The organism is Mangrovimonas spongiae (genome assembly GCF_003944795.1).
Classification (GTDB): domain Bacteria; phylum Bacteroidota; class Bacteroidia; order Flavobacteriales; family Flavobacteriaceae; genus Mangrovimonas; species Mangrovimonas spongiae.
Genome location: NZ_RWBG01000004.1, coordinates 66,857 through 78,990 on the forward strand (window position 1 = coordinate 66,857; position 12,134 = coordinate 78,990).

Genomic DNA, 12,134 nt, shown 5'->3' on the forward strand with positions numbered 1-12,134 from the left:
ATTGCCTGTATTGTTAGGAGTAATTTAAAAGAGTAGTGGGTTAACAGGAGTAATAAAAAAATGTTAGGAAGATGCTTTTTTGAGGGAAATTTTCTTATCATATACTTTGCTATTATTTTTACGAAAACAAATTATAATTTGTTCCATATGATTAATAGGAAAAGTTTAAGATATTGAGGTTTTTTAAATCGTAAAAACAGTTAATTTATTAACGCATTGACATGTTTTTAAGATTATTGTTGTTAAAATAATTAATAAAAAGATTTAATTGTTGGTTAATGTGTAAAAATAGATAAAGTGCTAAAAAGTTTGGATGTAATTAATGTTGAGATTGATAATAGGTTATCAATAAAGCCCGAGTATAAAATAGATACGTTTGTTTCTGGCAATAAATACCGTAAATTAAAATACAATATTTTAGAGGCAAAAAATCAAAATAAATCAACGTTGTTAACCTTTGGAGGCGCGTTTTCAAATCATATTGCAGCAGTAGCAGCAGCCGGAAAAGCGAATGGTTTTAAAACCATAGGGATTATTAGAGGAGAAGAGGTTAGTGCAAAAATAGCCAATAATCCGACCCTATCTTTTTCACAATCTTGTGGTATGCAATTTAAATTTGTATCGCGTTCTGATTATAGAAATAAAACCAAGACTAGCTTCATAGAAAACCTAAAAAATGAATTTGGAGAATTTTATTTAATCCCAGAAGGCGGTACCAATCAATTAGCCGTTAAAGGGTGTGAAGAAATTTTAACAGATGACGATATAAATTTTGATTATATATGTTGTCCTGTTGGCACAGGAGGAACTATTTCGGGTTTAATAAACGCCTCTAAGTCACACCAAAAAATTCTTGGCTTTCCTGCTTTGAAAGGTGATTTTTTGTCAGATGATATTCGTAAATTTGCAAAACATGATAATTGGGAATTAATACGAGACTATCATTTTGGTGGTTATGCTAAAATAAATACTCAATTAATCAGTTTTATTAATACGTTTAAAAAAACGTATCAAATTCCTTTAGATCCTATTTACACAGGTAAAATGATGTTTGGTGTTTTTGATTTAATAGATAAAGGGTACTTTAATGAAAATTCAAAAATATTAACTATTCATACAGGAGGTTTACAAGGAATACCAGGAATGAATAAAAGGCTAGAAAAAAAGAATATGCCGCTAATTGATTAAAAATTCATGAAAAAAACACTATTATACATAACTCTAGGCATCTTTATATTTAGTTGCGGATCATCAAAAAAAACAACAACTAAAAGGCGTAGTGACTCTAAGCGCGTTGTGGTAGACAAGCGCACAACCAACAACCCTACAAATAACACCTCAGAGCAAAATAACAATACCAATGGTTCTAGAACGACTTATGCTAGTCCAACCGAGGCTTATATAGCGAACTTTAGTTCTATTGCTCAAGAAGAAATGAAGCTTTACGGCATACCTGCAAGTATTACCTTAGCGCAAGGTATTCTGGAGTCTGGATCAGGAAAAGGACGATTATCTGTAGAGGCAAATAATCACTTCGGAATAAAATGTCATGAGTGGACAGGCGCTAAAATTTATCATGATGACGATAGGCGTCAAGAGTGCTTTAGAAAATATAACCATTCTAAATACTCCTTTAGAGACCATTCACTATTCTTAACAGAACGTAAACGATACCGCGGATTATTTGATTTAAAACAAGACGACTACAAAGGCTGGGCAAAAGGGTTAAAGGCAGCAGGTTATGCTACAGATAGAAAATATCCAGATAAATTAATAAGCTTAATAGAACGTTACCGGTTATATGAATTTGATGATGAGGTGTTAGGTAATAGTTATAGTCGTGCTAGTACAAATAATACTCGAGTTAGTTCGCATTCTCAAGACAAATATGTAGTGAAAAAAGGAGACACATTATATTCCATTTCAAGACAATTTAATCTTACTGTTAAGCAACTACAAAAAATTAATAATCTTTCAGGAACCAATATTGATGTTGGTCAAGTCTTGACAATTAATTAAAAAGCACATTTTTTTATGACATACGAAAGAAGCAGTACATTGTTTAAAGCTGCCGAACAAGTAATTCCAGGTGGCGTAAATTCCCCTGTTAGAGCATTTAAAGCCGTTGGCGGAACACCTATTTTTATAAACCAAGCAAAAGGACCTTATTTGTTTGACGAGGATAACAATAAATATATCGATTATATTAATTCATGGGGACCTATGATATTAGGTCATGCTTACCAACCTGTTGTCGATGCGGTAATAGAAGCCACAAAAAAAGGCACCTCGTTTGGAACGCCAACAGAAATAGAAACCAAAATAGCCGAATTAGCTGTAAACATGGTGCCTAATGTAGATAAAATTAGGTTTGTAAACTCTGGTACAGAAGCCTGTATGAGCGCTGTTAGACTAGCCAGAGGTTTTACAGGAAAAGATAAAATTATAAAGTTTGAAGGCTGTTATCATGGTCATAGCGATGCTTTTTTAATTCAAGCAGGAAGTGGTGCAATAACATTTGGGTCACCCAATAGTCCAGGAGTAACACAAGGTACTGCTAAAGATACCCTTTTAGCTGAGTTTAATAATATTGATAATGTTAAGCAAATTGTAGAAAGTAATAAAGACGATATTGCTTGTATTATCTTAGAACCCGTGCCTGGTAACATGGGGTGCATTCCGCCTAAAAATAACTTTTTACAATCGTTACGAGCATTATGCGATGCCAATAATATTCTTTTAGTTTTCGATGAAGTAATGACTGGTTTTAGATTAGCCAAAGGTGGCGCCCAAGAGCTTTATAATGTTAATGCTGATATTGTTTGTTTTGGTAAAGTAATTGGTGGCGGATTACCTGTTGGTGCTTTTGCAGCACGAAACGAAATTATGGATTGTCTAGCGCCCGTTGGACCTGTTTATCAGGCAGGAACATTAAGCGGAAATCCTTTAGCTATGGCAGCGGGATTGGCAATGTTATCAGCGTTAAATGATGAAGCTACTATTTTTAATGAGCTAGAGGAAAAAACAAAATACCTTCATAAAGGTTGCACCGAAGTATTAACAAAACATGGTATTAAACATACTATAAATAGAGTAGGTTCTATGATGTCTATTCATTTTAGTGACGATGAAGTAAAAGATTTTCAATCTGCAGTAAAAGGTAATAATGATAAGTTTAAAGCCTTTTTTCATGGTATGCTAAATCATGGCGTTTATATAGCACCAAGTGCTTTTGAAACCTGGTTTATTACGAATGCTTTGTCCTACGATGATTTAGATGATACTATTGCAGCCTGCGATAAGGTAGCTGCTAGTTTATAAATAAAAAAAGCATTGGTTTTTTAGGCCAATGCTTTTTTCTTAGTTATTTTCTTTTATGCCTACCATCTCTTTTGGCAAACCTTCTTTTCTTGTGTTCTAGGCTTTTAGTCCATTTTTCATATTGATCATCATTTAAAACCTTTCGCATATCGCGTTTAGTTTCTATTTGACTATCAAGAAAGTCATGTTTTATTTTTAAACGCTCTTCTTTTGTAAGCTTGGTCTCTCTATCTTCTTTTTTAGCCTTAAAAGCCTGCATTTTTTCTTGTCTCTTTTTGGCGTTCTTCAGATTGATTTTAGCCACTTTTTGTTGCTGAGCTTCAGTTAAATCTAAATTAAGAGTCATACGTTTTGTTTGAAGTTCTGCAATCTCCTCTGGCGAATAATCAGACATTCTATCATGACGCATTTTTCGGTCTTGAGCGTTTGCCGTAAAAGTCATAAAAGCCAAGGCAATTATGATTAATTTTTTCATAATGATATGTTTTAAAGGTTATTACTTTTAAGACATAGATATGAGAAAAAGGTTTAAACCGCTTTACGTGTTTAATAAAAGATTAACAGAAGTTATAAGCTATCAATATAATCTGAAATTAATGCATAACCTTCATCATGAACCATAGTTGTACCAATAAAAGGCATGCTTAAACCATCTTGATAAAAAGACATCCTGTAGGCGATTGCTGTGCTACTTTCATAAATGTTAGTTTCATTAAAACGTGTTTCATAACGTAGTCTTAAGAGCGATTGGTCTTCGCACGAACCACCAGAACTATGGCAGTGTGCGCAATTAACATCAAAATATGCTCTGGCACGTTCTTCAAGAGATAATGAGGTGTTTTCCCAGTTTGGAAGTGCAGAAACTAAAGAAGCATTGGTTAGGTTACTAATAAAGTTTTCATCAATTAACGTTTGAATTTGATTATCACGTTTAAGATTTCTTAATTTAGGTCCAATAGGAGTAATGGTTGTGTTATTACCATGACAGGTAGTACAATCTGTATTAGAAGGGATAACATAGTTAACATTTTGAGTAGCTCCAGATTGGTCGATATATGTAATAGATGTAGTACTAGTGGTATTATCTAAAGTAGCATCGGTTTGTGCAGCATTCCATTTGTAATTTCCAGTTTCCCAAATACCATTCTTTTTAATTAATACTCTAGTTTCTATTATTGTTTTTCCTTGACTTTCATCTTGTTCGTTATTATAATAGTAAAACGTTTTACTAATTACAGTATTGTCAGGAAACTCAGGAAGTAAATCGTCTACATACGTCATAGTAGTGCCTTCAGGAAGCGCTATAAGACGTTGTTTATGGGCGTAATCTGTAAATAAAGGTGTGTTTAAGTTGTATTCAAACGTTTTACTGCTAGGTGTTAAATGACTTAAATTACCTTGATATAAGTTTAAATCTGATAAGTTTGGCAAAAATTCAGCTATAACATTAGCGATAGTAGTTGTAAAGCTAATAGGATCAGAAATCATGCTTTCATTACTGGAGCTACAAATGGTTGTTATATAAGCCTCGTAAGTAGTATTGCCTTCTAAGCCTAATAATATGATTGACGTTTCCGAGGTGCTTATGGTTTCACCGCTACCTAAAGAAAACCCGCTTATACCATATTCAATTAAATAAGAGTTGGCATTACTAGATTCTTCCCATTGTAATTCAGCATTAGCCGAAGTAATATTGTTTATCGTAATATTCTCAGGAGGGTTACAAATAGGTGTTGTTTGTTGTGTTTGGTCGTCGTCTTTACTACATGCAACAATAACAATTGCAAACAGTAAAATTAGTAAGCGTTTAGTCATAAGTTAAAATAATTGGTCACCCAATATAATTAAAATAAACGAAATGACAGATTCATTTTGTGTAAGTTAGAATTACTTTAAATACACGTTTTTTTTATTTACAAACTCTAAAATTCCTTCTTTTGATAATTCTCTACCAAAACCAGAAGCTTTTGTACCGCCAAAAGGTAATCGAGGATCAGACTTTACCATTTCGTTAATAAAAAAGGCGCCATCTTCAATTTGACTAATTCTTGCTAAAGCATCTTCTGTATCTTTAGTAAAAACCATGCAACCTAAACCAAATTTAGAAAGTGAAGCCATTTTATAAGCTTCTTCCTTATTTTTCACTTTAATTATGGCTGCTACAGGACCAAAGGTTTCTTCTTTAAAAACGGGCATTTCTGGTGTTACATTTGTAACTATAGTTGGTTGGTAGTAAGCGTTCATTCTTTTGTTTCCATAGGATACAATAGCGCCTTGCTTGATAGATTCTTTCACTTGATGCTCTAATTCTTCTGCTAAATCTGTTCTTGCTAGAACACTAATTTCTGTATTATTATCTTCCGGGTTGCCAGTGTTTAGTTGGACTATCTTATCTTGAAATTTTTGTACAAATGTGTCATAAATACCTTCTTCCACAATAAAGCGTTTTGCGGCAATGCAACTTTGTCCGTTATTTTGCATTCTAGCTGTTACCACGGTGTTTATATGCGTATCTAAATCGGCATCGTTTAAAACAATACAGGCATTGTTTCCACCTAATTCCAACACACATTTTTTAAGATTTTTTCCAGCTATTTCAGCAATTTTTCTTCCTGCTGTTTCACTACCAGTTAAGGAAACAGCTTTAATTCTGCTATCATTAATAAGTGTTTCGACTTGTTTGTGATTGGCTAGAATAGTTGTAAAGCAACCTTCGGGAAAGCCAACATCTTTAAATAGTTTTTCAATCTCTAAAGCACACCCCGTTACGTTGGAAGCGTGTTTTAAAATAGCTGTGTTTCCAGCTGTTATTGTAGGTATGGCAAACCGTAAGACTTGCCAAAAAGGATAATTCCAAGGCATAATAGATAAAATAACACCTAAGGGATCGTAACTAATAAAGCTTTCGTGAGCCTCGGTTTTTATCATGTCATCAGCGAGGAAGTCTTCACCGTTTTTTCTGTAAAAATCACATAACCAAGCACATTTTTCAATTTCGGCAACACCTTGCGAAATTGGCTTACCCATTTCTTGAGTCATTAATAAGGCATAGTCGTTTTTTCGTTCAAGAAGTAGGGCTTTTAGTTTTTTCAACAATTTGCAACGTTGTTTTATTTTGGTTTCTCGCCATGTTAAAAACGTGTTTTGGGAGGCCTGTAAAACAGTTTCAAGTTGCTTTTCAGTAAATAGCGAGTAGGTGTTTAAAGGCTTTTCGTTAAAAGGATTTTGGGTTGTTATTGTAGTTGCCATGACTTATGTTATTTTAAATATTAATTTAAGAAAGTTTTGGTAGAAATAAGAATTTTAACTGATATAAAATTGACCTATGCTATTATTTAAAGTGTTGATAACTTATATGTAAGGTTTGGGGCAAAAATCCTACTTTTGTTTAGAGAAATTAAAGCAATAATTATGTCTGATACAATAGAAAACGTAAAGTGTTTAATAATAGGTTCTGGTCCTGCGGGATATACTGCGGCAATTTATGCAGCTAGAGCAAATATGAATCCTGTGTTATACCAAGGAACACAACCAGGAGGACAATTAACAACCACTAATGAAGTTGAAAATTTTCCAGGTTACCCAGAAGGAATTACAGGCCCTGAAATGATGATTGAGTTACAAAAACAGGCGCAACGTTTTGGTACCGATGTGAGAGATGGTTGGATTACCAAAGTAGATTTTTCTGGCGATACGCATAAGGTTTGGGTAAATGAAGAAAAAGAAATTCACTGTGAAACGGTTATAATTTCAACAGGAGCTTCGGCTAAATATTTAGGTTTAGATTCCGAACAAAAATATTTAAAACTTGGTGGAGGTGTTTCTGCTTGTGCTGTTTGTGATGGGTTCTTTTATCGTAATCAAGAAGTGGTTATTGTTGGTGCTGGAGATTCTGCTTGCGAAGAAGCACATTACTTATCCAAATTATGTAAGAAGGTAACCATGTTAGTACGCCGTGATGAATTTAGAGCGTCGAAAATCATGGAAGCACGTGTAAGAAACACAGAAAACATTGAAATTTTAATGAATACGGAAACCGAAGAGGTTATAGGTGATGGACAAGTGGTTACAGGAGTAAAAGTAAAGAATAACCAAACTAATGAGGTAACTGAAATACCCGCTACTGGATTTTTTGTTGCTATTGGGCATAAACCAAATACCGATATTTTTAAAGAATACCTAGAATTAGACGAAACAGGATACATTATAAATAAGCCTGGAACAGCAAAAACAAATGTTAATGGCGTTTTTGTAAGTGGTGACGCTGCAGATCATGTATATAGACAAGCCATTACGGCTGCTGGAACAGGTTGTATGGCAGCCTTGGATGCAGAACGCTACTTAGCTGCAAAAGACTCAGAGTTTGAAGTAAGTACCTCTACTTACAACTAGTTTTTTAAGACTTTATATTAGAAAAAGCCCAGAGCAATGCTCTGGGCTTTTTTTTGTTGTTAAATAAAGAAAAAATAACAAAATGTAAGTTTTTTCGCGTTTTATGATTTATGTCATATTCTAGCATGGTTATAATAAAGACCTTTGTACTGTAACATTAAAACAAGAACTATGGTACAATTTAAGACCCTCCGATTATTAGTCGTATTTCTAATATTAGGACTGTTCAACCAAGTAGATTTGGTTGCACAAAACTATTCAGTCAATAATCAAAAATCATCATTATTAGTATTAGGGACTTCAAGTTTACACGATTGGGAAATTACTGCAGAACAACAAAAAGGTACTATTCAAATTGAAAATACCGAGCAGTTTGCCTTAAAAGACTTAACAATGACTTTTGATGTTAATGCCTTAAAGAGTGGTAAGTCTTCTATGGATAAGAACACTAGAAAAGCTCTTGACTATTCAGATTATAAAACCATAAACTTTAAGCTTACTAAAGTAAAGTCTATAACTAAAAAAAGGACAGGATATAGTGTTGTAGCTGTAGGTAATTTAACCATAGCAGGAACCACAAAATCTATAGAATTGCCTTTTACCTTAAGTCCATTAAACGGAACAGTTTCACTGTCTGGAGAGAAAGACTTAAAAATGACAACCTTTAATGTTGAACCACCAACAGCGTTACTTGGCACTATTACCACAGGAGATGAAATAACCATACAATTCAATACAGTTTTCAACTAATTAAAAATTTAAAATTCAAAAATCATGAAAGCAACAATTAAACAAGCAATATTTTTTGTAGCCTTATTTGTAGGATTCACAGTATTTGCACAAAACAGGAAATTAGATAATTACAGGGAGCCAGATAAAAACGGTATAAATGTTTTTGAGGCACCAAAAGACACCGTATCTACTTTTGAAAAAGTAAAAGTAAGAATTGGCGGGTCATCAACACTACAATTTCAAGCTGTTACCCATGAAAATTCAGGTGATGTAGCTCTAGAAGAACTTGGAAGCAACTTCAACTTGGCAACAGCCAACTTAGATTTAGATGTAGCACTTTACGATGGTGTAAGAATGCACTTAAGAACCTATTTATCTTCTCGTCACCACCCAGAACCTTACGTAAAAGGTGGTTACTTTCAAATAGATAAATTAGACTTTATCAAAGAAGGTTTTTTAAGCGAATTCATGAAACATGCAACCATTAAAATTGGTCACATGGAAAACAACTATGGTGATGCACACTTTAGAAGAACAGACAATGCACAAGCTATTTATAACCCTTTTGTAGGAAACTTAATTATGGATGCCTTTACAACAGAAGTTGGAGCAGAGGTTTATTACAGAATGGATAATGGATTATTTGGTATGGTAGGTTTCTCTAATGGTAAACTAAATCAATCTACAGAGAAAAATGATGCTAATGGTGCTTCTTTTTTAGCTAAGTTAGGTTATGATAATCAAATTAACGAAGATTTAAGAGTGCGTCTTACAGGATCTATTTATAACACTGGAAGTGTAGCAAATTCTTACCTATATAGTGCAGATCGTACAGGATCAAGATACTATCATGTTATGCAAGAAGAAGGTGCAAATGATAACTTTAGATCTGGACGTTATAACCCTGGATTTGGTAACAAAGTAACCGCGATAATGTTTAATCCTTTTGTTAAATATAAAGGTCTAGAATTCTTTGGAACTGTAGAACTTGCTAATGGTAGAAGACATACCGAAGCAGACAGAAGAGACGCTAACCAATTTGCAGGAGAAGTAATATACCGTTTTGGAAATACTGAAAATTTCTATGTAGGAGGACGTTATAATACAGTAGATGCTGAAGAAGCCGCTGGCGATGTAACTATTGATAGATTCCAATTAGGTGCAGGTTGGTTTATGACCAAAAATATCTTAGCAAAAGTAGAATATGTAAACCAACAATACGACGGTTACGGAACAGGAAGCATTTTAGATGAAGGTCAGTTTGATGGCCTTATGGTTGAAGCTGTGATAAGTTTCTAAATTGGTTGTAAATTTGTAAGCTCTATAGGTAAGTCTATAGAGCTTACTTTTTTAATCATGTAATGGTAATAAATTATGAAACGTTTATTAATATTTTTTGTAGTCTTAACCTTTGTGTCTTTCAGGTATATGAAAGAAACAGAAACATCAATATTGCTTTCTCCCGAAAGTAAACTTTATGTTGAAGGTACTACTAATATAAAAGACTTTAATTGCGAATTTGACGTTGCTGCCATTAAAAAAGAAATTCCAGTAAGCTTTGTATCAAAAGCCAATGGGTTGCTGTTTAAAAAAGCCAAATTAACCTTAAATAATTCATGCTTTGATTGCGGCAACAAAGGCATAAATAAAGACTTTAATAAACTTTTAAAAACAGAACAACATCCACAAATTGTATTGCATTTAAACGAGCTTGTTTACAATGCAGCAAATAATAATGTTGTTGAAGCTTATTTACAAATTGATATGGCTGGTGTTTTAAAACCTTACAAAATACCTGTTACTGTAAACCAAGGCCAAGGGATTAACGTAAAAGGGCAACTGCACTTAAACATAAGTGATTTCCATTTAGAACCACCACAAAAGGTATTTGGATTAATAAAAGTAAAAGATGTTATAACTATAAATTTTGATTTGGTCTTAAAAAGATGTTAATGCATCTATAAAAAAAGCCAAAGCTTATACGCTTTGGCTTTTTTATTTTTATAACTCTTTTTTCTTAAGCTCTGTTGTTCCAGAAAATGTATTAATAGTAATTTTAGGCAAGCCATAAAGTTCAATTTCGGAGTCTCCAGTAGCCTCTAAAATTAAATGTTCCTCGGTATGGATGGCAACATCGCTACTGTCTTCGGCAAGTATTGTACTGTTTTTACATGTAAAGTTTTTGCCTGTAAAATCGGAAAAATTCATAGTGTTCAAATCAAGTTTAGCACAAGTTCCTTCAATATTGGCCTTGGCACTTTGATATAAATCGGCTTTTAAATATTGCCCATTAATTAGCGCTTCCATTTTGCTACTTTCATTTAGTTCTAAATGTACAGAATCACTTTGTATATTAAGCTTTAATTTAGATTTAGCTTGAGCAATTATATTCAGTTTTTTAGACTCAATATTTAATTCGGTATTAGAGTCATCATGAAGTTCTAAAGTTATTTCTGGATTACCAAAAGTACTAATAGCCGATATTTTGGCAGCGTTTTTTAATTGAATAAAGGATAAATCTTCGGTGTATTTAATAGTTATATTGAGTTTCCTTTTAGATCTGATTTTATAATCAGTACTTAAAGATAATACACCGTTAGAGACATCAAAATTTATAATATCATGTAGGTTTTCGTCTGCTTCAATTTCTACCGATGCATCAAACCCTTTTACTAAAACAACTTGAAAATCTTGACTAACAACAAGCTTGTTAAAGGGATCGATTTTGGTTTCTACAATGGTAACATTTCGGTTACCTTTTATTTTTTCTTGGGCAAATACCGATAATGTTAGTATGGCAAAAATTCCTGTAAGGAATAAGCATTTTTTCATGATAAAAATGGATAATTAATTTGAAGCAAATATAAATAAAAAACCATCTTATACTTGATGAGCGCATAAGATGGTTTGCTTTTTGGTTGATTGTGTTAAGTTAACGTTTTCTAATACTACCAGAAACATTGTCGCTTTTTTCAACAATTTCTGGATTACCGTAGTAGGTAATGTCGCCACCGCTACTAGCGCTTGCTGTAATTTTCTTACTAGTATTAACAGAAATTCCAGCACCGCTGCTAGCTTTAACTTGTGCTGTTTCAGAGCTGAGGTTCTCAGTATCAATTTCACTGCCACTAGAGGCTTTGGCAATTAACGATTGTGTTTTTCCGGATAGTTCCATATCTGCCCCGCTTGAGGTGTCGCATATTAAAGTTTCGGTTTCTATACTAAGCTCCATATCGCTACCACTTGTTGCCGATAGTTCTAATTCTTTAGACTGTATGGTGTTGTTAGAAAAGACATCGCTGCCGCTACTTGATTCTATTTTTGAAAGCTTATTAAAGCTAACCATAACCTTTTTAGCAGCCGATGAGGCAATATTTTCTTCAGCATAAATTTTTAACACATTATCTTTAACCTCTGTTTTAATAATGTCGTGAAGGTTTTCATCGGCTTGTACTTTAACACTTGTAGTATTTGCCTGGGTTAAATAAACGTCTAATCCACGACTTATTTTAATCTCGTTAAAATTACCGTTTATAGTACGCTCTTTGGAGACAACATTGCCGTTGCCATTAACCCCAAAGTTTTCAAAAACACACGAGCTTAAAAAAATAGCTAGAATGCTGGAGACGATTATTTTTGTTAGTGTTGACATGATTTGTTGTTTTTTTTGATTGATTATTTATTGAAAT

General features: G+C 33.4%; 12 protein-coding genes. 7 read left to right on the forward strand and 5 right to left on the reverse strand.

Annotated features, from left to right (window positions below; all coding sequences use genetic code 11):
• The first annotated feature begins 309 nt into the window (after positions 1–309).
• The 3 genes from EJA19_RS09205 to hemL are packed head-to-tail and all read left to right on the forward strand — an operon-like array spanning position 310 to position 3,321.
• A complete protein-coding gene (locus EJA19_RS09205; protein WP_394342052.1) occupies positions 310–1,188 on the forward strand; it encodes a 1-aminocyclopropane-1-carboxylate deaminase/D-cysteine desulfhydrase in 879 nt (292 codons plus the stop codon).
• Between the two features lie 6 nt (positions 1,189–1,194).
• Entirely contained in the window at positions 1,195–2,019 is an 825-nt protein-coding gene (locus tag EJA19_RS09210) for a glucosaminidase domain-containing protein (RefSeq protein WP_125468084.1), read from the forward strand.
• A 15-nt stretch (positions 2,020–2,034) separates the two neighbouring features.
• The gene (hemL, locus tag EJA19_RS09215) at positions 2,035–3,321 is read left to right on the forward strand and encodes a glutamate-1-semialdehyde 2,1-aminomutase (RefSeq protein WP_125468085.1); all 1,287 of its coding nucleotides are present in this window, start codon (positions 2,035–2,037) and stop codon (positions 3,319–3,321) included.
• Positions 3,322–3,364: 43 nt separating this feature from the next.
• Here the strand turns inward: hemL and EJA19_RS09220 are convergent, their stop codons facing one another.
• The 3 genes from EJA19_RS09220 to EJA19_RS09230 form a co-directional block, all read right to left on the reverse strand.
• Positions 3,365–3,796 (reverse strand): hypothetical protein, encoded by a 432-nt coding sequence (locus tag EJA19_RS09220; protein ID WP_125468086.1) that lies wholly within the window; start codon positions 3,794–3,796, stop codon positions 3,365–3,367.
• A gap of 92 nt (positions 3,797–3,888) precedes the next feature.
• Positions 3,889–5,136 (reverse strand): fibronectin type III domain-containing protein, encoded by a 1,248-nt coding sequence (locus EJA19_RS09225; protein ID WP_125468087.1) that lies wholly within the window; start codon positions 5,134–5,136, stop codon positions 3,889–3,891.
• A 72-nt stretch (positions 5,137–5,208) separates the two neighbouring features.
• Positions 5,209–6,570, reverse strand: a complete 1,362-nt coding sequence (locus EJA19_RS09230) for an NAD-dependent succinate-semialdehyde dehydrogenase (protein WP_125468088.1) — start codon at positions 6,568–6,570, stop codon at positions 5,209–5,211.
• Positions 6,571–6,732: 162 nt separating this feature from the next.
• On the opposite strand from EJA19_RS09230, the gene trxB reads away from it, so the two are divergent.
• The 4 genes from trxB to EJA19_RS09250 all read left to right on the forward strand — a co-directional run bounded on the left by trxB (position 6,733) and on the right by EJA19_RS09250 (position 10,398).
• Positions 6,733–7,713 carry a thioredoxin-disulfide reductase gene (gene trxB, locus EJA19_RS09235; protein WP_125468089.1) on the forward strand — a complete coding sequence of 327 codons (981 nt, stop codon included), beginning with the start codon at positions 6,733–6,735 and terminating at the stop codon, positions 7,711–7,713.
• Positions 7,714–7,884: 171 nt separating this feature from the next.
• Positions 7,885–8,463, forward strand: a complete 579-nt coding sequence (locus EJA19_RS09240; RefSeq protein ID WP_125468090.1) for a YceI family protein — start codon at positions 7,885–7,887, stop codon at positions 8,461–8,463.
• 24 nt (positions 8,464–8,487) lie between these two features.
• Complete coding sequence (locus EJA19_RS09245; protein WP_125468091.1) at positions 8,488–9,744, forward strand: hypothetical protein; 1,257 nt, start codon at positions 8,488–8,490, stop codon at positions 9,742–9,744.
• 75 nt (positions 9,745–9,819) lie between these two features.
• Positions 9,820–10,398: a YceI family protein gene (locus EJA19_RS09250; RefSeq protein ID WP_125468092.1), complete on the forward strand. Its 579-nt coding sequence runs from the start codon at positions 9,820–9,822 to the stop codon at positions 10,396–10,398.
• Positions 10,399–10,446: 48 nt separating this feature from the next.
• Here the strand turns inward: EJA19_RS09250 and EJA19_RS09255 are convergent, their stop codons facing one another.
• On the reverse strand, positions 10,447–11,277 hold the full coding sequence (locus EJA19_RS09255) for a GIN domain-containing protein (RefSeq protein WP_125468093.1): 831 nt from the start codon (positions 11,275–11,277) through the stop codon (positions 10,447–10,449).
• A gap of 100 nt (positions 11,278–11,377) precedes the next feature.
• Complete coding sequence (locus EJA19_RS09260) at positions 11,378–12,097, reverse strand: head GIN domain-containing protein (protein ID WP_125468094.1); 720 nt, start codon at positions 12,095–12,097, stop codon at positions 11,378–11,380.
• Positions 12,098–12,134: the final 37 nt, after the last annotated feature.